This window comes from Halorubellus sp. JP-L1 (assembly GCF_011440375.1).
GTDB lineage: Archaea > Halobacteriota > Halobacteria > Halobacteriales > Natrialbaceae > Halorubellus.
The window spans coordinates 257,290-281,644 of sequence record NZ_JAAOIR010000004.1 but is presented as its reverse complement, the minus strand read 5'-3'; the positions used below and the strand labels follow the sequence as shown (position 1 = coordinate 281,644).

The 24,355-nt window shown below is 69.1% G+C and carries 22 protein-coding genes; 11 read left to right on the top strand and 11 right to left on the bottom strand.

Annotation, left to right across the window (positions count from 1 at the left end; all coding sequences use genetic code 11):
• Window positions 1–115: 115 nt before the first annotated feature.
• From G9C85_RS16725 to G9C85_RS16710, 4 genes are all read left to right on the top strand, one after another.
• Entirely contained in the window at window positions 116–970 is an 855-nt protein-coding gene (locus G9C85_RS16725) for a rhodanese-like domain-containing protein (RefSeq protein ID WP_166042093.1), read from the top strand.
• Between the two features lie 321 nt (window positions 971–1,291).
• Window positions 1,292–2,245: a hypothetical protein gene (locus G9C85_RS16720; protein ID WP_166042091.1), complete on the top strand. Its 954-nt coding sequence runs from the start codon at window positions 1,292–1,294 to the stop codon at window positions 2,243–2,245.
• A gap of 258 nt (window positions 2,246–2,503) precedes the next feature.
• Window positions 2,504–2,752 (top strand): hypothetical protein, encoded by a 249-nt coding sequence (locus G9C85_RS16715; RefSeq protein WP_166042090.1) that lies wholly within the window; start codon window positions 2,504–2,506, stop codon window positions 2,750–2,752.
• Between the two features lie 92 nt (window positions 2,753–2,844).
• Window positions 2,845–3,291 carry a universal stress protein gene (locus G9C85_RS16710; RefSeq protein ID WP_166042088.1) on the top strand — a complete coding sequence of 149 codons (447 nt, stop codon included), beginning with the start codon at window positions 2,845–2,847 and terminating at the stop codon, window positions 3,289–3,291.
• Window positions 3,292–3,378: 87 nt separating this feature from the next.
• Here G9C85_RS16710 and G9C85_RS16705 read toward each other — a convergent pair whose 3' ends face one another.
• From G9C85_RS16705 to G9C85_RS16690, 4 genes are all read right to left on the bottom strand, one after another.
• Window positions 3,379–4,119 carry an NAD-dependent protein deacylase gene (locus G9C85_RS16705; protein ID WP_193570792.1) on the bottom strand — a complete coding sequence of 247 codons (741 nt, stop codon included), beginning with the start codon at window positions 4,117–4,119 and terminating at the stop codon, window positions 3,379–3,381.
• A 72-nt stretch (window positions 4,120–4,191) separates the two neighbouring features.
• A complete protein-coding gene (locus G9C85_RS16700) occupies window positions 4,192–4,416 on the bottom strand; it encodes a hypothetical protein (protein WP_166042085.1) in 225 nt (74 codons plus the stop codon).
• 109 nt (window positions 4,417–4,525) lie between these two features.
• Window positions 4,526–4,885 carry a hypothetical protein gene (locus tag G9C85_RS16695; RefSeq protein WP_166042083.1) on the bottom strand — a complete coding sequence of 120 codons (360 nt, stop codon included), beginning with the start codon at window positions 4,883–4,885 and terminating at the stop codon, window positions 4,526–4,528.
• A gap of 40 nt (window positions 4,886–4,925) precedes the next feature.
• The gene (locus G9C85_RS16690; protein WP_166042081.1) at window positions 4,926–6,122 is read right to left on the bottom strand and encodes a thiolase family protein; all 1,197 of its coding nucleotides are present in this window, start codon (window positions 6,120–6,122) and stop codon (window positions 4,926–4,928) included.
• Between the two features lie 139 nt (window positions 6,123–6,261).
• On the opposite strand from G9C85_RS16690, the gene G9C85_RS16685 reads away from it, so the two are divergent.
• A complete protein-coding gene (locus G9C85_RS16685; RefSeq protein ID WP_166042080.1) occupies window positions 6,262–8,907 on the top strand; it encodes a heavy metal translocating P-type ATPase in 2,646 nt (881 codons plus the stop codon).
• A gap of 419 nt (window positions 8,908–9,326) precedes the next feature.
• Window positions 9,327–10,094: a hypothetical protein gene (locus G9C85_RS16680; protein WP_166042078.1), complete on the top strand. Its 768-nt coding sequence runs from the start codon at window positions 9,327–9,329 to the stop codon at window positions 10,092–10,094.
• Window positions 10,095–10,158: 64 nt separating this feature from the next.
• Here G9C85_RS16680 and G9C85_RS16675 read toward each other — a convergent pair whose 3' ends face one another.
• Both G9C85_RS16675 and G9C85_RS16670 read right to left on the bottom strand, forming a co-directional pair.
• Entirely contained in the window at window positions 10,159–12,561 is a 2,403-nt protein-coding gene (locus G9C85_RS16675) for a hypothetical protein (protein WP_166042076.1), read from the bottom strand.
• A 287-nt stretch (window positions 12,562–12,848) separates the two neighbouring features.
• A complete protein-coding gene (locus tag G9C85_RS16670; protein WP_166042075.1) occupies window positions 12,849–14,228 on the bottom strand; it encodes an MFS transporter in 1,380 nt (459 codons plus the stop codon).
• Between the two features lie 109 nt (window positions 14,229–14,337).
• Between G9C85_RS16670 and G9C85_RS16665 the strand changes: the two genes are divergently transcribed.
• Together G9C85_RS16665 and G9C85_RS16660 are read left to right on the top strand one after the other, a co-directional pair.
• A complete protein-coding gene (locus G9C85_RS16665; protein ID WP_166042073.1) occupies window positions 14,338–15,036 on the top strand; it encodes an SDR family NAD(P)-dependent oxidoreductase in 699 nt (232 codons plus the stop codon).
• A 137-nt stretch (window positions 15,037–15,173) separates the two neighbouring features.
• Window positions 15,174–15,989, top strand: a complete 816-nt coding sequence (locus tag G9C85_RS16660; RefSeq protein ID WP_166042072.1) for a winged helix-turn-helix domain-containing protein — start codon at window positions 15,174–15,176, stop codon at window positions 15,987–15,989.
• Window positions 15,990–16,182: 193 nt separating this feature from the next.
• On the opposite strand, the gene G9C85_RS16655 is transcribed toward G9C85_RS16660, so the two are convergent.
• Complete coding sequence (locus G9C85_RS16655; RefSeq protein ID WP_166042070.1) at window positions 16,183–16,425, bottom strand: hypothetical protein; 243 nt, start codon at window positions 16,423–16,425, stop codon at window positions 16,183–16,185.
• Complete coding sequence (locus tag G9C85_RS16650; RefSeq protein WP_166042068.1) at window positions 16,426–17,256, bottom strand: M48 family metallopeptidase; 831 nt, start codon at window positions 17,254–17,256, stop codon at window positions 16,426–16,428. It abuts the gene before it with no gap.
• A 103-nt stretch (window positions 17,257–17,359) separates the two neighbouring features.
• On the opposite strand from G9C85_RS16650, the gene G9C85_RS16645 reads away from it, so the two are divergent.
• Window positions 17,360–17,539 carry a hypothetical protein gene (locus G9C85_RS16645; protein WP_166042066.1) on the top strand — a complete coding sequence of 60 codons (180 nt, stop codon included), beginning with the start codon at window positions 17,360–17,362 and terminating at the stop codon, window positions 17,537–17,539.
• Window positions 17,536–19,449: a molybdopterin biosynthesis protein gene (locus tag G9C85_RS16640; RefSeq protein ID WP_166042064.1), complete on the top strand. Its 1,914-nt coding sequence runs from the start codon at window positions 17,536–17,538 to the stop codon at window positions 19,447–19,449. Before G9C85_RS16645 ends, G9C85_RS16640 begins: the two co-directional genes overlap by 4 nt.
• Before the next feature lie 104 nt (window positions 19,450–19,553).
• On the opposite strand, the gene G9C85_RS16635 is transcribed toward G9C85_RS16640, so the two are convergent.
• Together G9C85_RS16635 and G9C85_RS16630 are read right to left on the bottom strand one after the other, a co-directional pair.
• Complete coding sequence (locus tag G9C85_RS16635; RefSeq protein ID WP_166042062.1) at window positions 19,554–21,731, bottom strand: amino acid permease; 2,178 nt, start codon at window positions 21,729–21,731, stop codon at window positions 19,554–19,556.
• Entirely contained in the window at window positions 21,728–22,012 is a 285-nt protein-coding gene (locus G9C85_RS16630) for an FAD-dependent monooxygenase (RefSeq protein WP_166042061.1), read from the bottom strand. Before G9C85_RS16630 ends, G9C85_RS16635 begins: the two co-directional genes overlap by 4 nt.
• Before the next feature lie 214 nt (window positions 22,013–22,226).
• Between G9C85_RS16630 and G9C85_RS16625 the strand changes: the two genes are divergently transcribed.
• Complete coding sequence (locus tag G9C85_RS16625; RefSeq protein ID WP_166042059.1) at window positions 22,227–22,781, top strand: Lrp/AsnC family transcriptional regulator; 555 nt, start codon at window positions 22,227–22,229, stop codon at window positions 22,779–22,781.
• A gap of 33 nt (window positions 22,782–22,814) precedes the next feature.
• Here G9C85_RS16625 and G9C85_RS16620 read toward each other — a convergent pair whose 3' ends face one another.
• A complete protein-coding gene (locus G9C85_RS16620) occupies window positions 22,815–24,197 on the bottom strand; it encodes a hemolysin family protein (RefSeq protein WP_166042058.1) in 1,383 nt (460 codons plus the stop codon).
• Between the last annotated feature and the right edge of the window lie 158 nt (window positions 24,198–24,355).

The window sequence follows — 24,355 nt, the reverse complement described above, 5'->3', positions numbered from 1 at the left end:
GGACGGGGTGGGGTCGGTGGCGTCCACGTCTGGCGGTCTCGCTGCAATTGCCGGCGACGACCGGTTCGGTTCGCGTACCAGAACCCTCTTTTTCGGTCGTCCCCAGGGCGAAAGTATGAAGCGACGCACGTTCGCGGCGGCGGCGACTGGAACGCTCGCCGGCCTGTCGGGGTGTCTCGGCGGCCCGCTGGGCCTGGGCGAGAGCACGACGACCGGCGAGGGGACGACGGACTCGGGCGCCGCCACGACCGGCACGAGCGGGGCGAGCGGCACCGGCACGTCGACCTCCTCCCTCCCCGCAGAGATCGACGGGTATCCCGATAGCGTCGCGGAACAGCCCGAGGACCGCGAGGTCGACACGAGCGACCTCGACACGGTCGAGGAGGGCGGCGTCGAGGTGCCGCTGCTGCCCGTCGAGGACACGCACGTCTGGTGGGCGTACCGGCGCGCACGGTTCGCCGACGCCCGCGGTCCCGACCAGTACGAGAACTCTCACATCGAGGGCGCCGTCTTCAGTTCGGCCGCCGAACGCTACCGGGACGACGACGACCCCGTCGAGCGATGGGGGAAGCAGGACCGCATCGTCTGCTACTGCGGGTGCCCGCACCACCTCTCCTCGATTCGCGCGAGTCAACTCATCAACGCGGGGTACGAGAACGTCTACGTCATCGACGAGGGCTTCTTCGAGTGGACCGACCGCGGCTACCCCGTCACCGGCGACGGCGGCGGCATCGAGAAGTTCACCGTCGAGGGCGAGGTCGACGCCCGGTACGAGGGCGAGAACGCGTGGGCGTCACCCGTCGAGTCCGAACAACTCGAGTCGACGGACGTCGCCAGCGACGGCTCGTTCGCGCTCCACTGCAAGTTCGTCGACGTCACAATGGACACCCGCCTCCGCGTCGACACGCCCGCGTGGTCGACGACGGGGACCGTCCGGGAACTGACGGCCGACGTCGTCCACGGCAACTGAGTCGTCCGCCTTCGATCCGTCCCGTCGCGGATCGCTGTGTAACCAACGTAGACGTGTCACTTGCCACAACTGTTTTACGACGATGGTCGGTACCTTCTCGAGATGAATCGACGTCGAGCGTTGGCGGTACTGGCAACCGTTGGGACGGGAGGCTGTCTACGGCTTGCGGAGAGCGGTACGGCGACGAGGGCTCGGTCGACGACGGCCAGGTCGACGACTCGGCCCACGACGCTCGAGACGACAACTCGGCCGACGGAGACTGCCACGCGGACGGAGACCGAACAGAAAACGACTCGGGAGCCCGAGTCCGCACCGTATCCCGTGGGGCTCTCCGACGACGGCGTCGAGGAGACGCTCTACGCGGTCCACGAGTCGACGCTGACGTCGACGAGTTTCCACGCCGAGTGGTCGAAGTATGACCTGGATAACGGCGTCTTCAAGTGGCGAAAGCAGTACGACTCCGATGTCGGGCAGGCGGTCGGTCGAGGGTCGGTGCGCACGAACTACGGCCCATCGGACGTCTATCTGGTCGAGGGCGTCGGGTCGTTGTGGCGCGAGGAACTCGTCGACGGGTACTCCTACGGCGCGAATCCCGAAGGGTGGGAGACCGGCAAGCCGATGTGGCAGAATGAAATACAGCCGCTGTTCGAGGCAGGTGACTGGAGTGCGCCGGAACGCCTGAACCACGACCGGCCGGCCGTCTGGGAGGTGTCGACGAATTCGGTGGCTGACCCGTCGGCCGTCATCGGGTACTACGACGGCGAGACCGTCGCGCTCTCGGGAACGCTGCGCGTGGACGAACGAGGGTTCTTCCGCGAAGTTGAGGCGACTGCAAGCGTCCGCGAGGACGAGGCCCGAGGCGGTGCCGTTCACGAGTTCGAAACGGAGTTCGCGGTCGATTCGGTAGGCGAAGTTACCGTCTCGGAGCCGTCGTGGGTGGCGACGGTGCGGGAGCGACGGCCCAAAGTGACGGCCTCGCTCGCGGACGGCGACCGGTACGTCGAACTCTCGCTGACCGGCGGGAACCGCATCGAGCCGAACTCGTGGGTGGCGGTCTGGGACGAATCCGTGGGCGGCTCGTACAACCTGACTCTCGACGAGCCTATCGAGAGCGGGGAGACGGTCTACCTCTACCGTGCGGAACCAGACGCGTCGACGAGCCTACGCATCTCGCGCGGTGGAAAGCCGTCGACGCCTCCGACGCGAGAGTTCACCAATCCCGTGGACGTCTGGGCACGACGGACGACGTTGCTCTACTTCAAGGAAAGTCTCTAGCCACCGGCGCACCGACCGAACGTCAGATCCAGATGACTGCGGTCAGGGGCGGCGATACTCTCACCCGGCCGCTCATATTTCGACCCAATATTTGTCCGATAGGAAAAAGCGCGGGGAATCAGCAAAAATTCTAACGGTAAGGTGGTTCCTGTTGGTCTGCGAAGACGCACCTTCCTGGCGTCGCTATCGGGCACTGCAACCACACTCGGGCTGACAGGGGTGCTCGGCAGTTAGCGGACGCGCGCCGCGGCGGGCACCGTGGACTTCGTCGAGTTAGACTCCTCGGCGAGTCTCCTCGACGCCAACGGCGACCGCCCCACGGACGACTCCCGGGTCACCGCCAAGGCGGAGTCGACCGCGTTCAACTTCGACGACGACAGCAACGGCGACGCTGCGGTCGACAAGTCGAACTACGTGATCAGCGACGCAGTGGTCAACACGCTCCTGTTCTCGGAGTTCTCGCTTGACGCCGGCGCGCAGGGTACGCTGCACACGTACTCGCACTGACGAGGTGTCGATGCCGACCGGCCACCGCCGCCGATCCTCTCCGGGCGAGAACGGCCGATTCATTGTTGGGGCGTCGAGATCAACAGTCGAGCATGACCTTCGTCGTCCCGTTCGACGGTTCGTCGCAGTCCGAGTGGGGCATCCGGCGCGCGGTCGAACTCGCGCCCGGTCCGGTGCGGGTCGTCGCGTTCAGCGTGGTGCCACGCAAGCACGCGACGTGGGCGCGCGAACGCGACCTGCTGGGGCCAGCGGAGGCCTTCGAGACCGAACGGGTTCTGTCGCGGCTCGAGGAACGAGCGCACGCCGTCCACGACGACGTCGTCTTCCAGCATACGACCGTCGACCGCTACGCGCCGACGGGGAAGATCGCACACGAGATCCGGTCGTTCGCGCGGAACGGTGACGCGAGGATGGTGTTCGTGGGAAGCAGGGAAGCCGGTGGCGTCGTCTCGAGCCTTCAGAGCGTCGGCGAGCACGTCGCGAGCGACGACGCGTACGACGTCGTGCTCGTCAGGCGATCGGACTCTGTCCTGGACTGACTCCGGCGCCGTCGGTCGTTCTCGCCGTCGAGAACGGCGGACGGGACGGTGTGGGTCGAGAGTCGTTCGCGGCAGCGGACCGCTCGATCAGAGCGCGTCGACGACCGTCGGAAGCACGTCCTCGACGGGGTCCCGTAGCGTGACGTCTGCGGCGTCCTCGTACCGCGTCGGTTCGAGGTTCACGACCGCGACCCGGCCGCCCTCGCGGCGGGTCGTCGCCGGAAGCGACGCGGCTGGATCGACGGTGAGCGACGACCCGGCGGCGAGGAGGACGTCCGCGGTCGCCGCTCGGTCGCGGGCCTCCGCCAACGCGACCGGCGGGAGTCGCTCGCCGAACAGGACCGTGTCGGGCTTGTAGACGCCCCCGCAGTCGCAGGTCGGGGCGGCGTCGGTGTCGGCGACCACGGCGTTCGCCGTCTCCACGTCGACGACGTCCCCGCAGTTCCGGCAGGTCGCGGTCGACCCCGTCCCGTGGAGGTGGACGACCGAGTCGCTGCCCGCCGCGACGTGGAGGCCATCGACGTTCTGCGTGAGTACCGCGTCCAGGTGCCCGCGCGCCTCGAGCGTCGCGAGCGCGTCGTGTGCCGCGTTCGGGGCGACGGACTCGTCGAAGAAGTGCTCGTGGAGGGCGAGCCAGTCCCGCCAGAACGCGTCCGGGTTCGCACGGAACCGGCGGAGGGCGAACGCGGACTCGTCGAACTCCTCGTAGAGGCCGCCCTCGCCGCGGAACGTCGGGACACCGGAGGCTCGCGACAGCCCAGCGCCCGTCAACGCCACCACGGAGTCGGCCGCGCGAACGGCGTCAGCGAGCGCCGCAACGTCACGCATACCCTCACCGAGTACGTCCATCGACAAGAGTGATTCGTCGACATTCCCCCCGGTCGCTGGCGTGGCTGTTCGTCACAGGAGGACGGAGAGCGCCGTCGCCACCCCGAGGACCGCCGCACCGAGCGCGAACGAGCGGGTGAGTGCGACCTTCAACGCGAGCGCGTCGCCACGTCGTCCCGTCCCGCCCGCGGGCACGACCCCCGCGTGCAGCCCCGAGAGTTCCTCCGCGTGCCGGAAGACGAGGCCGCCACCGACGACCATCGCCAATCCGATGACCACGCCGACGATCGGGTCCATGGTGACGGTTGCGGTTCTCAGCGCGTTCAAGGTTCGGTTTCGATGGCGTGGTCGCCACCCGCGGCGGCACGGTCGTCCGTCGGCGTGCGGGCAGTCGCGAGACGGCCGGTCAGCGCGCGTCGAGGTCCTCGACGACCGCGTCCGGGTCGTCGAAGTCGACGGTCGTCTCGCCCTCCACGAACTCGTCGTCGAACTCGGCCGTCTCGGCCCACTCGCTGACCGCGTCCTGGAGCACGCCGAACGCGCCGTCGACGGAATCGTCGACTGCTTCGAGCACCGTCCACGCCGCCGCGTCCGCGTCGAAGACCACGGCGTGGCCGCGGTCGCTCCTGACGAAGTACACCGCGTACACGCGGTCCTGCTCGGGGACGTAGTTCGCGGGCGCGACCGACAGCTCGTTCTCTTGGTCGTTCAACGCCTGCACTTCGCCGCCCGTGAGCGGACGGTCGGGGAGCGACGACAGCGTCATGCCCGACCGAACGACCGACGCCTGCAAAAGCCCCGCGCTCTCAGGGCGCTTCCAGGAGCGTCGCGATCCCCTGGCCGAACCCGATGCACATCGTCGACACCGCGGTATCGGCGTCGCCGCGCTCGATCATGTGCGCGAGCTTCGTGACGAGCGACGCGCCCGTCGCACCGAGCGGATGGCCGTGCGCGATGGCGCCGCCGTCGACGTTCACCCGGTCCCAGTCCGCGCCGGTCTCCTCGAGCCACGCCGCGAGCACGCTCGCGAACGCCTCGTTGACCTCGTAGCGGTCCACGTCTTCGACGCCGATGTCGTTCGCCTCGAGGAGGCGCTTCGTCGCCGGGATGGGGCCGGTGAGCATCGTGGTCGGGTCGACGCCGACGACCTCGGCGTCGACGATCCGCGCCATCGGCTCCCAGCCGTTCGCCTCGGCGGTCGCCTCGCTACAGACGAGGAGCGCGCTCGCGCCGTCGACGATCCCCGACGAGTTCCCGGCGTGCACGACGCCCTCGCCCTCCTCGCGGAAGGCGAGCGGCACACCGGAGAGGCTCTCGACGGTCGACTCGGGGCGCGGGTGGCCGTCTTTCGAGACGGTCAGTTCCTCGCCGTCGAGTTCGGTGTCGACGGAAACGACCTGGTCGTCGTACCGGCCGGCGTCCCACGCGGCCTGCCAGCGGGACTGCGACTGTGCGGCGAGATCGTCGAGGTGTTCGCGCGAGAATCCCCACCGTTCCGCGATGCGCTCGGCCGACTCGCCCTGCGGGACCAGTTCCTCGAAGTGCTCGAAGTACGCGTCGGCCATCGTCCCGCCGTCGCTCCCCATCGGTTCGCGAGTCATGTGTTCGACGCCGCCGGCGACGACGACGTCCTGGAAGCCGGCGCCGACCTGGCCGGCGGCGAAGTTCACGGCCTGCTGGCCGCTCCCGCACATCCGGTTCAACTGGACGCCCGGCGGCCCGTGCCGCCCCGTGTACGAGTCGCCCGCTTCGGGGTCGTCGCCGAGGTCCTCGCCCCAGCCGGCGACCAGCGGCGCGATGCGAGCGACGTTGCTCCCCTGGTCGCCCTTCGGCGTCACGCAGCCGTACACGACGTCCTCGACGGTGGCTGGGTCGAAGCCGACGCGCGACTCCAGCGCGCGCAGCGGCGCGGCGGCGAGCTCCTGCGGGTGCGTGTCACGGAACGCACCGTCCCTGTCTCCGAACGGCGTCCGGACGGCGTCGACGATGACAGCGTCGGTCATGGTGTGAAACTAGCAACGCGTTCACTTGTCCCTTGCGCCCCGTGTTACTAACCCAGGGCACTTCTATTGTTAATATCTGGTTATCGAGGGGCTCGTTTTAGCCGGGAGATTAATATACGGACGGCCGCTACCCTCCACTATGACCCGTGCGGACGCCCCGGAACCCCCCGACGAGGACGAGTCCACGGAGGGAGACGACTCCACGGCGCGCGTCGAACTGGACGTCCCCGACATGGACTGCGCGTCGTGCGCGAACAAAGTCGAGGCTGGCGTCGAGAGCGTCGACGGCGTCGAGTCCATCGAGACGAGTCCTGCCAGCGGCCGCGTCGCCGTCACCTACGACCGCGCGTCGACCTCGACCGCCGACGTGACCGGCGGCGTCGAAGCCGCCGGCTACGACGTCGAAGCGAGTTCCGTCGCTCGCGCCACGTTCGACGTCCCCGACATGGACTGCGCGTCGTGCGCGAACAAGGTCGAGGCCGCACTCGACGGCCAGCCAGGCATCCGACGCATCCAGACCAGCCCCACGTCCGGGCGGGTCAGCGTCGAGTACGACGACACCGACGCCGACGAACTCCGGGCTGCCATCGAGTCCGCCGGCTACGACGTCACCGGGAGCGACGCCGACGCCGCCGACGCGAGCGGCGACGACCGCACCGACCAAGCCGACCGGTCCGTCTGGGCGAGCGCTCGCGCGAAGAAGACCTACGTCGGCGCCGGCCTGCTCGCGTTCGCGCTCGTCGCCGAGTTCGCCCTCGGCGGCCTCGCCACCGTCGCAACCGTCCTCGGCGCTCCCCTCACCGTCGCCGACGTCGGGTTCCTCGGCGCCACCGCACTCGCGGGGCAGGCGATCCTCCGCGGCGGCTACTACTCCGCGAAGAACCGCCAGCTCGACATCGACTTCCTGATGAGTGCCGCCATCGTCGCCGCCGTCACCGCCAGCCTCGGGTTCGGCGAACACCTCTACTTCGAGGCGGCGACGCTCGCCGTCCTCTTCAGCGTCAGCGAACTCCTCGAGGGGTACGCGATGGACCGCACCCGGAACAGCCTCCAGGAACTCGTCGAACTCTCCCCCGACGAAGCCACCGTCAAGCACGACGACGGGAGCACGACGACGGTCGAAGTCGACGCACTCGACGTCGGCGACGTCGTCGTCGTGAAGCCCGGCGAGAAGGTGCCGGCCGACGGCGTCGTCGTCGAGGGAGACACCGCCATCAACCAGGCGCCCGTGACGGGCGAGAGCGTCCCCGTCGACAAGACCGTCGGCGACGAGGTGTACGCCGGCACCATCAACGAAGCCGGCTACGTCGAGGTCGAAGTGCGTGCGAAAGCAGCGGACAGCACGCTCTCGCGCATCGTCTCGCTCGTCGAGGACGCCGAAGCGAACCAGACCGAGCGCGAGCAGTTCGTCGAGCGGTTCGCGGGCTACTACACGCCCGTCATGGTCGCGCTCGCCATCGCGGTCGCCGTCGTCCCGCCGGTCGCGTTCGGGGCACCGTGGACCGAGTGGTTCGTGAACGGCATCACGATGCTCGTCCTCGCGTGCCCGTGCGCGTTCGTCATCTCGACGCCCGTCAGCGTCGTCTCGGGCGTGACGAGCGCCGCCCGGAACGGCGTGCTCGTCAAGGGCGGGAACCACCTGGAAGCGATGGGTGAGGTCGACGCCGTCGCCGTCGACAAGACCGGGACGCTCACGAAGGGCGAACTCGCCGTCACCGACGTCGTCCCGCTCGGCGACCGCACCGAAGCGGACGTCCTCCGGTGCGCCCGCGGCCTCGAAGCCCGCAGCGAGCACCCGATCGCGGACGCGATCGTCGCGCACGCCGACGGGACCGACGGCGTCGGTGCGCCCGCGACGGAGGTCGACGGGTTCGAGGCTGTCACCGGGAAGGGCGTCACGGGCGCCCTCCACGGCACCGAGCACTACGCCGGCAAGCCCGCGTGGTTCGACGACCTCGGGTTCGAACTCGGGCACGCGCACGTCGTCGACGCCGGCACGAACGACGCCGGCACGAACGACACCGTCACGGACGGCGCCGGAACCGACGTTGGCGGAACCGACGGCGGCGCTGGCGACGACCACGGCGTGCCCGCAGACGTCACGGACCTCTGCGAGCGCCAGGGCTGCCTGAACCTCGCCGAGGACACCATCCCGCGTCTCCAGGGCGAGGGCAAGACCGTGATCCTCGTCGGGACCGAGGACGAACTCGAGGGCCTGGTCGCCGTCGCGGACGAGGTCCGCCCCGGTGCCAAACAGGCCGTCGCCGCACTGCAGCGGTTCGGCCTGGAGGTCGTGATGCTCACGGGCGACAACGAGGGGACCGCGCGCGCCGTCGCCGAGGCGGTCGGCGTCGACGACTATCGCGCCGGCCTCCTCCCCGAGGACAAGGTCGACGCCGTCAGCGAACTCGACGCCGAGTACGACGGCGGCGTGGCGATGGTCGGCGACGGCGTGAACGACGCGCCCGCGCTCGCGACCGCCACCGTCGGCGTCGCCATGGGCGCCGCCGGCACGGACACCGCCATCGAGACCGCGGACATCGCGCTCATGAGCGACGACGTCCGGAAACTCCCGTACCTGTACGACCTGAGTCATCGCGCGAACGGCGTCATCCGGCAGAACATCTTCGCGAGCCTCGCCGTCAAGGCCGTACTCGCCGTCGGCGTGGCCGTTCCCTACGTGAACGTCTCCGTCGCGCTGGCCGTGCTCGCGGGCGACGCCGGGATGACCCTCGGCGTCACCGGGAATGCACTCCGCCTCGGCCGTATTCGACCGGAACTATAGCCAGCGACCGTCGCTCCTTCCGATAGCCCACCGCTGGACCGTTCTACCGAACTCTCCGACTATACCCGATTCTTTAGACGATATTTGAGCCTTCGGAGAAATAGGCGCCCGTATGCTCCGAATTCTCCTAATTAAGAGTAAAAATTAAGTAAACAGGGGTACTAAGTGCGAACACAGATGACTCGCTGCGCTCCCGCCCGCGACGAGGCCCGTACTGGTGGCGACCACCAGTACGCCGCACACGGCGACGAGCCGGCGGTCACTTCACGCATCCTTCGCCAGTTCTGACCGTCGACGCCGCCCGCGTCGACCGCAACCCTGTAGCCACCAGCCCCGGCCCCAGCCACGCGCCGCGCTGGTGGCGCACTCGGGGCATCGCGTCGTTCGACCGCACCCTCGACCGATCACACTCACATCCAATGTCAGAGCCCGCGTTCATCGCAGACCCCAGTCTCGCGCCGTACAACGTCGCGTACATCGTCGACGACCGCTCGCAGTGCTACCGCGAGTACGACGTCGACCGCGACCGCGACCACGGCCCGGTCGACCCCGCGCGAGACGCGCCCGTGGACTACGCTGCTCGCCGCGAGGCGATCCTCGCGTTCTACGGCGGTCGCTGTGGCCGCTGCGGGACAGCGGTCGCCACGCAGTCCGCCGAGGAGACGTCGCTCGGGTACGTCTACTCGGTCGCGAGCGAGAGCGAGCCGGCGTGGGCGCTCTCGAACCTCGTCGCGCTCTGCGAGCCCTGCTACGACATGCTGTCGGCGTCGTGCTGTCGAGACCTGGGCGCGTTCGGCGACACGTACCGGCGGGCGCCGCAGTTCCCGACGTGGACGTGCGACCCGCGCGTCGCCGTGGAACGACTGCCGCTCACGGGCCGCGAAGCCTGGCTACGCCACCGGCTCGCGGACCGCATCGACGACCAGCCGGCGTGTCGCGCGAACCGGACCGTCGCCCGCAGCGCGTGCCTCGCTCGCGCGACACCCGCGGCCGAGGCGGTCGCGCTAGGCGAAGCGTTCGTCCGCGACGAACGCGGCGCGCTCTCGACGGCGAACACCCGGCTCCGCGACCGCTGGCACGCCCTGACCGACCCCGAGCGCGCTGACTGGGAGGCCTGCGCCGTCGACCCCGACACCTCCCTCGTCACCGGTGGCTTCGAGCCCGCTCTCGAACGCCACCCCGTCTGAGCGCGCCCGACCGTCCCCGACCCCCGTTGACGTCGCGGCCCTCCGTCGCTCTCCAGTCCTGCCCTCAGCTGTCGTCGGCGCTCTCGTCGTCGGCGTCCTCGACGGCTTCGTCGGCACTCTCGTTGCCGTCCTCGACGCCGTCGTCGTCCGCCGAACTGGCGTCTTCGTAATCCGCCGAATTGGCGTCGTCGTCGTCCGCCGAAATGGCTTCGTGGTCGTCCGACGCTTCGGTGTCGTCGTCGACTGCCCCGTGGGCGTCTTCGACCCCGGTTTCTCCGGACGCGGTGGTGTCCGTCTCGTCGTCGGGTTCGTCACCGTCCGCTTCAGCGGACACGGTGGTGTCCGAGGGGTCGTCGTCGACCTCGCTTCCGGTGGCTGCGTCGTCCGCGTCCGCCGTCTCCGCCGCTGCGGGCTCCTCGGGGCCGTCTTCGACGTCTGCTTCTGCGGACGCGGTGGGGTTCGACGGTCCCTGATCGGCGTCCGCGTCCGCTGCATCGTCGCTGCCAGCACCGTCAGCGCCGCCAGCGCCGCCAGCGCCACCAACGCCACCAGCGCCACCATCGCCACCAGCGCCGTCAGTACCGCCAGTAGTGTCAGCGTCATCGCTGCCGTCGGCGTCATCGAACGCGTCGAACGACTCGGTCGTACCCGAGGCGTCGAGTTCGCTATCGTTGAGCCACCACCAGTACGCGAACGCCGCGAGCGCGCCGACGACGAGTACCGCGCCCGCCGTCGCGCCCGTCGCGACCAGGGTCACGCCAGCGCCAGCAGCCACGCCGCCGGCGACGAGGAGCGTCCGCGCGAACAGCGACGTCTGCAGGCGCGACTCCAGCGCCGCCGAGATGTCCGCCTCCGTCACGTACTCGTCCTCGAGGTCCGCCTCCACGCTCGCCACGCGGTCCGCGTCGGCTTTCCCGTCCGCGAGCGACGCCACGCGCTCGTCGGTCTCCGACAGCGCCGCCGCCGACGCCGCATCCGCCTCGACGTCGGCCAGCCGCGAGGAAAGCACCGCCACCTCGTCGTCCACGCGTTCGTGCACCGAATCCACCGACTCCTCGAGGTCCGCGTCGAGCGAGTCGAGCGACGCCTCGAGGTCCTCGCGCGTAGCCTCGAGGTCAGCTTCGACGGCCTCGACCGTGGACGCCCGCGCGGCGTCCGCCGCGAGCGCGTCGTGATCCTTCCGCAGCGACTGGAACGCGTCCAGCGCCGGCGTCCGACCGTCGAGGGACTCGACGTCCGCAGCGACCTCCTCGAGTTCCTCGTTCGTCGGCGTCGCCGCGGCCAGCTCGGACACTTCCTCGTCGACGTCGTCCACGCGGTCGTCGAGCGCCGCCGTCGCCGACTCCAGCGCAGACTCCGTCGCCATCGACGCCTCGACGTCCGACAGGTCCGCCCGCACGTCCTCGACCACCGACGCGTCCGCCTTCTCCTGCTGGAGCGTCGCGACCGTCCGCTCGTCGGCCTTCAGGCCGTACAGTTCCGCGATCGAATCCTCGAGCGTCTCGATGTCCGCCTCGAGCTGCCCGCGCTTCTCCTTCGAGCGCGACTGGAGGTGCTCGACGAACTGCGACGTCGACGCCGACAGCTGGAGGTTCAGTTCGCGACCGAGCGCCGCCCGCGCGTCCGCGTCCACGGCGTCCGAACGCATCTCCGCGACCAGCCGCTCGACGAGCGCGTCGGAGTCGGCCGACTCGCCGGACGCGTCCGGCGCCGCGAACGCACTCGGTGGCTCCGCTCCAGCGTCGTCGCGACCTGGAGCATCCGACTCGTCGACGACACCATCGTCTCCGTCCGCACCGTCGTCGTGCGCGTCGCCGCTCGGATCCGCGAGCGAGAGCGTCGTCACCGCCTCGTCCCCCGTTTCCGCCGCCGACTCGCCGTCCGGTTCCTCATCCTTCGCGGCAGCAGCGTCCGCCGGATCGGCGCTTGACTCACCGGTGTCGGGCCCGTCTACCGCCGACTCGCCGTCGCGTTCGGTCTCGTCGGCACCGTCGTCCGCGTCATCGGCCGGCGCGTCCGCAGCCGCCTCAGCGGCCGCGACCGCGTCGTCGTTCTCGGATTCGTTCTCGCTCGACGCGCTCCGTGAACTCGCGGAGATGGACATCTCTGGACGCCCGAGGAACGCGCTCGGATCGTCGATGCCGTCCTGGCGGACGCCGTACACCGTCGTCAGCGTTTCGCCCGCGGGGAGTTCGGTCTCGAAACGTATCGTGTGCCCGTCGGTGTGCTGCCAGCGTTCGCCGTGGTACTCGTCGTGGAACCCGACGTCGTCGAGCGCGAGGTGGTCGGGGATGCGGTCGGTGAGCGCGACCCTGACGTCGTCGTCCCGCACCGACGCGAGCTCGTACTTCACGACCGGTACCTTCGTGTTCGCCTCTGCCACCCACTTGCTGACGTGGACGCCCCCGGCGGTGACAGCCACCCTGTCGTCGCCGTCGACGGCCGACGCGTGCTCGGACCCACTCATCTATGGTGATTACCGAACACAGTACCATTATCTTGCCGATTAGCCCGCTGACAGCTTCGACCCGAAAGCCCGAACCGGCGTCGCAACCGAAGTATCCGAATCCAGACTCCGTTCCAAGCGCCGGAGCAGTAGCCTCCACGGTTCGCCCCACCCTCGCACACCCCTTTCGCGCAATCCGTTCTGGACACGTTGATAAATTACGATAGATATATTATAATATTAGGGGGCGAATGTGTTGGACGGTCGGTTCGGGAAGCGAGTGCGCCACGACTCGACATCCAGTGGTCTCAGGCGTAGGCCTCAAACTCTTTGCCGAAGACGATGAAGTACCCGGTGCCGATCAGTCCGATCGCGGCGGCGATGCTGAACGCGACTTCGGGGCTGACGAAGTCCCAGAGGTAGCCGCCGAACGCCGCGCTCGGGATGACGATCAGGTTTCGGATCAGGTAGTAGGTCCCGGTAACTCGTCCGCCGGCTCCGCGTTCGGCTGGCCCGACGATCAGCGCCTTGTGAGATGGCAGTCCAGCGAATCGGAGCCCGGAGAACGCGAAGACGCCGATCATCACGGTCGAGAGCGGAACGACCGACCCTGCCAATCGTGGTGCGAAGATCAGGACGACCGGGAAGATCGCGTAGACGGCGAACCCGACGGCGACGACCGGCTTGAGCCCGACGGATTCGGCGACCTTGGCCGCCGGCGCCATGATCAGCAACGCGATCAGCATCTCCACGCCGAGCAGGTAGCCGAAGAAGGCCTGCGGGGAGAGGCTCACGTCGTACGACATGCCACCGAGTGCGATCGTCGCGTCGAGCCCGACCTGGAAGAACTGGGTGACCACCAGAACGAAGAAGACGTAGACCATCCCGTTGGCGAAGCGAACGAGCGTGTCCCCCACTAGCAACGGTCGAAGCGGATCGGGCATCTCGCGGAGGTCCTGCCGGATCTGTTCGAGACCCTCGAAGGAACCGCCGATGTCGTCCTCGCTCGCGTCGTAGAGGCGGTGCTGCACCGCGGTGCCGACGACGCCGAAGACGACCGCCACGGCGAGCACGTACCGGAAACTCACCGCGAAGTCGGGGTGGAGAGCGATGAGGACGGCGGCGGCGACCGGCCCGAGGAGGAACGCCGTCCGACGGAACGTCTCGGTGCTGGCGAACCCGGCAGCGAGTCGCGAGGGGTCGGTTGCCTGTTTGACGACCGCGAAGGTCGCCCCGAGACCGAACGACTTCCAGGCCTGCGCGAGGACGAGCCCGACGAAGACCCAGACCCACGGCTCGATCGTGACACCAGCGAGCGTGAACGCACCGACGTTCGGCGCGAACAGCCAGACGCCGAACCCGATCGTCGAGATCAGCCCGAACGTCGTCAGCGCGTGTCGTGACCCGATTCGGTCCGAAATAGCACCTCCCGGATACGGATACAGGGCCGAGATGACGTTCCCGAACGTGCCGAACAGCCCCACGACGAATCCCGAGGCGCCGAGCGCGACCATGTACTCCGGGAGGTATCGGTTGGTCATCTGGAAACCGATGCTGAACGCGAACATCGCCAGCGACAGCACCAGGACGTCCCGTTCCAGCGCGAAGAACTGCCGGAACGGGTCGAGGACGTCCGTGCCTCTCGACTCCGCACCCGCGCCCTCTCCAGTCCCGTCGGGTTGGGTCATCGTTCGCACACACTTGCGGTCCCGTCAAAAGCGTGACTCTCGACGGACCTCCCTGCCACCGAGGCCGTAGCCCCACACGGTTTTGTCGCTGGCCGCCGTCTGCCAGCACATGACGCACACGGCTGTCGTCGCCGGCGTCGGCCCCGGCCTCGGCGCATCGATCGTGCGACGGTTCGTCGACGAAGGCTGCCAGGTCGGCCTGTTCGCTCGCTCCGGCGACTACGTCGACGAGCTCGCGGCCGACCTCGGCCCGGACGCGATCGGCGTCGCGGTGGACGTCACCGACCCGGACGCGGTCCGCGAGGGGTTCGAGACCGTCCGCGACGCGTTCGGGCCGGTCGACGTCCTCGTCAACCACGCCAGCGGCGGCGCGTGGAAGGGCGTCAGGGACATCTCCGCCGAAGAGTTCGACCGCGCGCTCGACGTCTCCGCCCGCGGCGCCCTCCACTGCTCGCAGGCGGCCGTCCCCGACATGCTCGCCAACGACGGCGGCACCATCGTCTTCACTGGCGCGACGTCGGCCGTCAGGGGCCGCGACGGCGCCATCGGCTTCAGCGCCGGCAAGTTCGCCGCCCGCGGCATGGCCGAATCGATGGCGCGCGAACTCGGCCCCGCCGGCATCCACGTCGCGCACGTCGTAATCGACGGCCAGATCCGACCGCCCGAGGTCGACGACGAACCCGAGGACAACGACGACGAGTACCTCGACCCCGACGCCATCGCCGACTCCTACTGGCACCTCGTCGAACAGGATCGATCCTCGTGGACGCTCGAACTCGACGTCCGCCCGCACGTCGAGGCGTTCTAGCCCACCCAATCGACGCTCGGTCTCCGTCTCGCGACGCCGCTCGCCAGTCCGGACGGTACCCCCAGATTTTTCCTCGACGCCTACCCGGCCGATGGACTGATGTCGGTCACTCGGGTGAGTACGAAGCGACGGATACGATGACTGATAGAAGTGGCGTCGTGGAAGCCATCGAGTTCCTCGCACGGTCGACGAACAGAGTCCAGTTGCTGGAGACGCTCCGCGATCGCGACCAGGCGACGCGCGACGACCTCCGGTCGGCGGTCTCGGCGTCCCGAACGACTGTCTCCCGGAACCTGGACGCGCTCGTCGAACGCGGCTGGATCCAGCAGGGCGACGGTACGTACGCGCTCGCTCCCGGCGTCGAGGACGTGCTCGACGACTTCCTCGAACTCGAGGAGACCGTCGGAGCGCTCGACCACCTCCAGCCGTTCCTCGAGTGGACCGACCGCGACGCGTTCGACGTCGACCTCTCACTCCTTCGGGACGCGACCGTTGTCGTCCCCGAACCCGGGAACCCGTGGGCGATGGTGAACGCGCACGTGAACCGCGTCCGGGAGAGCACCGACGACCGCGTCGCCATCCCGGTGATCGGGCTGCACGCGTACGAAGCGGTCCACGAGAAGTTCGTCAACGGGGACGCACGTGGCGAGATCGTCGTCTCGGAGCACGTCGCCGAGACGATGACCACAGACCCCGACTACGTGCCGCTCACGCGAGAGTTGCTCGAAGTGGAGGCCCTGGAGCTGTACCGGACGACCGACGACGTCCCGTTCTACCTCGGCGTGCTCGACGACGTCGTTCAGGTCGGTGTCGACGAAGCCGGCGAACCGCGAGCGCTCCTCGAGACGTCGAACGACGCCGTCCGCGAGTGGGCGCACGAGCGCCTCGGAGCGCTCCGCAGTCGCGCCGAACCGGTGACGGTCGACGAGATTCGAGAGTCGCGCGACGAGTGAGACGGCGGCCCCCAGTCCCCCGGTCGAGGCGCCGTCCGAGACGATACCCGGCCGGTGACGACCGGGCAGGCTCGAGCGTCTCACTCGGGTTCCGCGCTCCCCCCGGGCGCGGCACCGCATAGAACAATTGGGGGGTCTCCCATTTCAGTGCACGCTTCGCACGGCGTGCACCCCGCGAACGGACGGCGGTGCCTCAGACGACGAACAGCGACGCGAAGTAGACGCCGGCGAGGACGAACCCGACGCCGACGACGCGGATCAGCGTCTCCCAGACGCCGTCGTCGGTCGGCGCGTCGCCCCCGGGACCCGGCTGGCGGTCCGGGCGCGTGCCCGCGGTCTGCACGGCGAGCACGACGCCGGGGTACGCGACCATGAGTGCGCCGAACGCGACGCCGAGAGCGGCCGCGAGCGCCTCGGTGAGTCCCGGTTCGGCCATCTACGTTCGGAGGCGCTCGATGCGCTTCTCCATCGGCGGGTGCGTCGACACGAGCTTCGAGAGCATGCTGCCGCCGTCGCCGAAGATGCAGAGCGCGGAGACCTGGTCGTCGACCTTGCTCTCGCGGCCCTCGGCGCCGCGGGAGATCTTCTCGAGGGCTCGGGCGAGCGGGTCGCCGCTCCCGATCGCGCGCCGCGCGTCCGCGTCAGCGACGTACTCGCGGTACCGCGAAATCGCGAGCACGAACAGCATCACGATGAATTGCACGACGTTCCCGACGATGATCGCGAGGAAGAAGTCCGCGAGGTCGTTGTCGCCCGCGAGCAGCACCACGAACTGCGCGACGATGCCGACGACGCTCGCGATGCCCTGCCCGAGCACCATCATAACGACGTCGCGGTTCGCGATGTGCGCGAGCTCGTGGGCGAGCACGCCGTCGACCTCGTCACGATCGAGAATCCGGAGCAGTTCCGTGGAGACGACGACGGTCCCGGCGCCCTTCCGGCCGACCGCGAACGCGTTCGGAACGCCCATGTCCGCGACCATGAGTCGCGGCTTGTCGATTCCCATGTCCCGACTCATGGACCCGACCTCCTGGTGGATGCGCGAGTACTCGCCGTGCTCGGGCATGTCTTCGGCGCCGACGCTCCGGAGCGCCGCCCACTTCCCGACCTTGTACTGGAACCCGATGAGGACCACCGAGCCGACGACGACGAGCGGGATCACTCCCGGCCCGTACATCGCGTAGACGACCAGTCCGGCGGCCGCGTAGAACGCGAAGAGGATGGTTCCGACGACGGCCATCCGAAGTTTGAGTCCTGTGTGTCGCATGTATCGAGCCCATAGCCCGTCACCGCTTATCAACTCCGTGGTCGCAACGCGGCGTCGACTCGAGCCGTCGATGCAGCGTGCGTGCTCGAGCACCCAAATCCTGATGCTCCTCGGGTACCCCGTGTCGCGTATCGTGACAGACGCAGCTCTCCGCTGGCTCGAACGCGAGCGACACCGTCGACCGGACGGCAGCGAACTCGCCGACCGCGAATTCGCCGTCCGCAATTTCGCCGACCGCGAATTCGCCGTCCACGAGTCCGCCTTCGGCGGGTGCGCGCCATGAGCGACCACCGGGAGTTCCGGGACCTCGCGACCCCGGAGACGCTCCGCGAGACCCTCGCCGACCTCGACGTCGACGCAGGGAGCGAGACGGTGGGTCTCGACGACGCGCGCGGTCGCGTGCTCGCCGAGCGCGTCGACGCCGGCATCGACGTTCCGGGGTTCGACCGCGCTGCGATGGACGGTTACGCCGTCCGTGCCGCGGACACGTTCGGTGCGTCCGAGACCGACCCGGCGACGCTCGACGTCGTCGGCGCCGTGCACGCTGGCGAACGCCCGGCCGTCTCGCTCGAGTCCGGCGACGCCGTCGAAATATCGACGGGCGCGGTCGTCCCGGGAACCGCGGACGCGGTGGTGATGGTCGAGCGAACGAGCGAGACCGACGGCCAGGTAGCAGTTCGGACCGCGGTCGCGCCCGGCGAGCACGTCATGGCCGCCGGTGCCGACATCGCCGCCGGCCAGCGCGCGCTCGGGCCGGGGACGCTCCTCACGCCCCGCGAGGTCGGATTGCTGTCCGCGCTCGGCGTCGCCGACGTCCCCGTGCGAGCGCGGCCGCGGGTCGCGGTGGTCTCCACGGGCGACGAACTCGTGCCGCCCGGCGACGACCTCGACCACGGCGCGGGCGAGATCCACGACGTGAACACCCACGCCATCGCGGCGGGCGTCCGCGAGGCCGGCGGCGACCCCGTCGTGTACGAGCACGTCGGCGACGACCGCGCGGCGATGACCGAGACGATCGAGACGGCCGCGAGCGAGTGCGACATCGTCCTCACGTCCGGGTCGACGTCCGCGAGCGCGATGGACGTCGTCTACCGCGTCGTCGAGGACCGCGGCGAACGCCTCCTGCACGGCGTCGCCGTCAAACCCGGGAAGCCGACGCTCGTCGGCACCATCGACGGCACCGCGTACGTCGGCCTCCCCGGCTACCCAGTGAGCGCGCTCTCGATATTCAGGACGTTCGTCGCTCCCCGCATCCGCGAGGCCGCGGGTCGACCGCCGGCGCGGACGGCGACCGTCGACGCGAGGATGGCGACCCGCGAGCGCTCCGAGGAGGGCCGACTTCGTCTCGTCCCCGTCGGCCTCGTCGCCGACGGCGACGGCGACCTGCTCGCGTACCCCGTCGACAAGGGCAGCGGAGCGACGACGACGCTCACCGCCGCAGACGGCGTCGTCCCCGTCGACCCGGACACGAACTACGTCGACGCCGGCGAGGCCGTCACCGTCTCACTGTTCTCCGCGAACGGCCGCCCGCCCCGCGTCCTCGTCGTCGGCGAGGACGACCCGACGCTCTCGCGCGCCCTCGACGCCGTCGCCGACCCGCGATACCTCGCTTCGGGGAGTCGCGCCGGCCGCCGGTCGCTCCGCGACGACGTCGCCGACGTCGCCGCACTCGCCGGACCAGACGCGGACGAGGCGCTGACTGGCGTTCGCGACGCGGACGAGGCGCTGGCAGGCGATAGCGACGCGGAGACCGACCGCGAGCGCGACGTCCTCGCGTTCTGGGACCGCGACTGGGGACTCGTCGTTCCCGCCGGGAACCCCGTCGGCGTCGACGGGCTCGCTGCGCTCGTCGACGACGACGTCTCGTTCGCGAACCGCGACGCAGAGTCCGGTCTCAGAGCACGACTCGACGCGGCACTCGACGCGCTCGCCGCCGAACGGGACGTCTCACGCGACGACCTCGTCGACGCAATTCGGGGCTACGAGCTCGAGACCGGCGGGCCGGAGAGTCCCGCGCGTCGCGTCGCCGACGGTATCGTCGACGTCGGACTCGGCTCGCGCGGAACCGCGGACCGACTCGGCCTCGGGTTCGTCCCGCTCGGCACCGACCGCGTCGCCGTCGTCGCCGCCAGCGACCGCGCGCACAAGCCCGGCGTCGCGGACCTCGAGCGCGCGCTCGACGCGACCGACTGACCGACGCCTCGGTCCAAAAAACGGTCTCTCCTGCCGAAGACGGCTCGACGGACAGCGACGATACCGGACCGTGCTCCCCCAGCGGCCGGGGGTCCCAGACCGCGTCAGAAGACGTTCCGTTCGACGATCCTGCGGAGGATCCCCGGCCGTCGGGAACTCCGCGGATAGACCGTCACCGTCGTACAGCCCGGACTCGGGTACGTCGGCCGGTCGTCGAGGGCCGCACTCCGAAGTCGGTGGTCCTGGCCGCGACGCACGACCAGGTCCCCGTCACCCGGACGACCACCGTCGGCCTGGACGGCCTCCACGACGACCGGAACCGAGAGCTGTTCGGACAGCTCGGACTGGTAGTCACGGAGCGTCTGCTCGCGTTCGTCCGTCCCGTCGACCTCGTCGGGGAACCACAGCGAGACGTGGCCGCCGTTGCCGCCAGCCACCGCCTCCGAGACCGCCACCGCGAGCGGGTCGTACGGGCCGGAATCGCCCGAGAGGACGACGTACTCGGGGTCGTCGTAGCCGAGGTTGTCGACGAGGATGACGTCGCAGGGCGCGTGCCGGACGACCCAGTCGATGGGGTCGCCGATCACTCGCGACCGGAGCCGGAGCGGTTCGTGCTCCGCGACGATTGAGTCCACGCGCCGCGCCTCGGCGGCGTTGACGATGGCGTGCTTCGTGTCGTGACTGACGACCTCGTCCGCCTCTACGTCCACGCCGAGTTCCGCCGCGAGCTCGTTCGCTCGCGTCTCGAACGAGAGGTCCGAGGACGACTGGACCGTGCGCTCGTCGGTGAGCGGCACCTGGTCCGGGACCTCCTCGAAGTGGACGACGTGCACGCGGCCGCCGTGCGGGCGGACGAGGTCCGCCGCCAGCGATAGCAGCGAGCGCTCGCGGTCCTCGTCGACGCCCTTCGTGAGCGCGACGAGGACGTCCTGCGTTCCCTCCTCGGAGACCGCCTCGACGTCCGTGAGCGAACTCCGGCCGACCTGCCGGCGGATCGCGTCGGTCGCAGCACCCTCGCGCCGAACGCGCGGACGGACGTAGACGAAGTACCACGCGATGCTGGCGAGCGTGATGACGAGCGCGCCCAGCAAGGCGGTCTCGCCCATCTGCGTGAGCAGTCCCAGGCCCGTCACCGCACCGAAGATCTGCATCCACGGGTACAGCGGCGACGTGAACTCTGGCTCGTACTCCGCGTTCCCCTCGCGGAACGCGACGACGGCGACGTTGATGAGCGCGAACACCATGATCTGGAACGCGCTCGCGAGCTTCGCGATCTCCAGGATGTCGACGAACGCGATGAGCGCCAGCAGAACGCCTCCCGTGAGCGTGATGGAGGTGACGGGGGTCCCGAATCGCTCGCTGACCGTCGAGAGCGACGGCGGAGCGAGCTTGTCCCGACTCATCGCGAAGGGATACCGCGACGACGAGAGGATGCCGGCGTTGGCTGTCGAGACGAGCGCGAGGATTGCCGCCACGATGACGGCCACGACCCCGGCCTGTCCGAGCGTCGCCTCCGCGCCGACCGCGACCGGCGTCAGCGACCCGGCGACGCTCCCGGGGTCGGTGATGCCGACGAGGACCGCGACGATGGCGACGTAGAGGATCGTCGTGAACGCGAGCGACCCGAGGATGCCCAGCGGGATGTTCCGGCCGGGGTCCTCGACCTCCTCGGCGACGCTCGCGACCTTCGTCACGCCCGCGTACGAGACGAACACGAGACCGGTCGCCGCCAGGAGCCCGCCGATGCCGTCGTCGAAGAAGCCGACGTAGTTCGCCGAATCGACGCTCCCTGCGCTCCCCGCGGCGAACCAGCCGAGTGCCGCGAGCATGACGACGACGATGACGAGCTGGAGGCGTCCGGTCTGCTTCGCGCCGAAGACGTTCACGAGGATCAGGATGGCTGCGAGCCCGAGCGCGACCGGCTTCAGTGGCAGGTCGAAGATCAGGAGGAGGTACGGGACGCCGCCGACGAGCGCGAGCGCGCCCTTGAACGACAGCGAGAACCACGTGCCGACGCCCGCGATGGTGCCCAGGAGCGGCCCCATCCCGCGCTCGATGTAGATGTACGTCCCGCCGGCTTCAGGCATCGCCGTCGCCATCTCGGACTTCGACAGCGCGGCCGGGACGACGAGGAGGCCAGCGAGCAGGTACGCGAGGATGACCGCAGGACCTGCGATCTCCAGCGCCAGCGCGGGCAGGATGAAGATGCCGCTCCCGATCATCGCGCCGATGCTGATCGCGAGCACGGACGGCAGGCCGAGGTCCCGTTCGAGTTCCTTCATAGCGCTTCGTCGAGCGTGTCGGCGAGGTCCGTCGAGGCGCAGATGTGTTCGCGTCCGGCGCTCTCGAAGACGGCGTGCGTCTCGCGGTCGGACGGGTCGCCCCGGTGGCTGGGGTCCTCCGACGACCCTCCCGATTCGTCGACCAGGACCACGGAACGACCCTGGTGCCATAGGTAGTGAGCGAGCGACGCGCCGGCGTGTCCGCCACCCAGGACGTGGTACTCGGCGGATGCATCACCGCTCGAGTCCTCCCCGATGGATCGAATCGATTTCCGTATCATGATCTTTCAGCGTCTACTGGCGTGTCGCCGAGACACCCCACGTACAGTACTCGACTCCACGTTGTAGACGGAACGTCATAAAGAAGACGATTCAAATCACAGATTGACACCAAACGAACTGTATATTACGAATCTGTCCGCAACTATCGGTCGGTCGAGCGTCCCGGAACAGAGCAAGACTCATTAGCGCCGTCTGACTGGACACGAACGACAGATGAGAGACGGCGAACTGGACTCGATCGACCGACGCATCCTCTACTACCTCCAGCAGGACGCACGGCGGACGACGTCGGGCGACATCGCGGAGAAGATCGACATCTCGGCGAGCACCGTCCGCACGCGCCTGAAGAAACTCGAGACGAGCGGGATCATCCGCGGCTACCACGTCGACATCGACTACGACCTCGCCGGCTACCCCCTCTACACGAAGATCATCTGTACGGCACCGATAGCCGAGCGCGACGACCTCGCGAGCCGCGCCCGCGAAATTCACGGCGTGACCGCGGTCCGCGAGATCATGACCGGCCACCGCAACGTGTACGTGAACGCGATCGGCGAGGACCACGACGACCTCAACCGGATCGGAGCGGCACTCGACGCGCTCGGACTGGACGTCGTCGACGAACAGCTCATCCGCGACGAGTACGTCTGCTCGTACCACGGCTTACTGGACGAAGCGGAGCTCGAAGCCGAAGACGAACCCGACGCAGCCGCCGACACCGCCGACGCCGCCGACGCCGCCGACGCCGCCGACACCGACGACGCCTGAGGCGACGAGAGGACGCCCCGTCGAGCGGACTCCCTACGCGTCGCCGTCTGCGTCGTCGCGGGGTCCGTCTGCGTCGTCGCGCGCTCCGTCTTCGCCGTCTTCGTCGTCGAGCCGCTCCACGTGGAGCGTCGAGATCCGCGTCCCGTCCACGGCCGTCACCTCGATGCGGTGGCCCGCGGCCTCGACCTCGTCGCCGGTCTCCGCGCCACGCGAGAGGCGGTCCAGTACGAGCCCACCGATCGTCTCGAACTCGTCGCTCTCGAACTCGGCGTCCAGCGTCTCGTTCACCGTCGACAGCGGGACGCCGGCGTCGACGTCGTACTCGCCCGCGCCGGCCTGCCGGATCGCGGGCTCGTCGCCGTCGACGTCGAACTCGTCGCGGAGGTCGCCGACGACCGCCTCCACGACGTCCTCGACCGTCGCCAGCCCCTCGAACACGCCCCACTCGTCGATGACGGCGGCGAGTTGCTGCTCGTCGTCGCGGAACTGCAGGAGGAGGTCGTTCACCTGGGTCGACTCCGGAACCACGATGATCTCGCGCGCGAGGTCGCCCACGGTCGTCGCGCTCGAGTCGTCGCCCGCGGTCGCGCGCAGCACGTCCTTCACGTCCACGAACCCGACGACCTGATCCGTGTCGTCGGCCGCGACCACCGGATACCGCGTGTGCTCCGTCTCGAATACGATCTCGCGGAGCTCCGCGATGGACGCGTTCGCGGGAACGCTCACGACGTCCGGCCGCGGCACCATCACTTCGCGCACGACCGCGTCGTCGAGGTCGAACACGCGCTCGATCATCTCCACCTCCGCGGTGTCGACGTGCCCCTCCTCGCCGGAGCGCGCGAGTACGCGCCGGATCTCGCGTTCCTCGAGCGTCTCCTCGGTCTCCGAGGCCGGCGGCACGCCGAGAAGCGACGTGAACGCGTTCGCGGTCCCGTTGAACACGACGAGCCCCGGGTAGAACACGAAGTAGAACAGTTTCATCGGCGGGGCGACGAACAGCGAGAGTCGCTGGGCCTCCGCGATCGCGAGCGTCTTCGGCGCGAGTTCGCCGAACACGACGTGCAGGAACGTGATGGTACCGAACCCGATCGCGAACGCGACGAGGTGGATGAGGTCGCCCGAGATGAACGGCTCCAGCGCCGGCTCGATGAGCGACGCCACCGCGGGCTCGCCCACCCACCCGAGGCCGAGCGACGCGATCGTGATGCCCAGTTGCGTGACGGCGAGGTAGTCGTCGAGGTTCGCCATCACGTCCTGCAGGATCTCCGCGCCCGCTCGACCCTCCTCTGCGAGCTGTTCGACCGACGTCGCGCGGATCCGGACGAACGCGAATTCGGACGCGACGAAGAACCCGTTGAGGACGACGAGGAACAGCGCGAGGAGCAGTTGTCCGACGGTCAACGCGACGTCTACCATCGGTCGCTCACGGACGACGTGGACGTCCAGCGTGATGTACGCATGCCAGTACCTCCGCGTTCCGCCCGTAAAATTCCTTTCAGGTTTGACGAATCCGCCGGGGGCGTGAACGACGGCGATCGAGCGCGTCCGCGGAGAGTGGCACTTACAATCGCCGA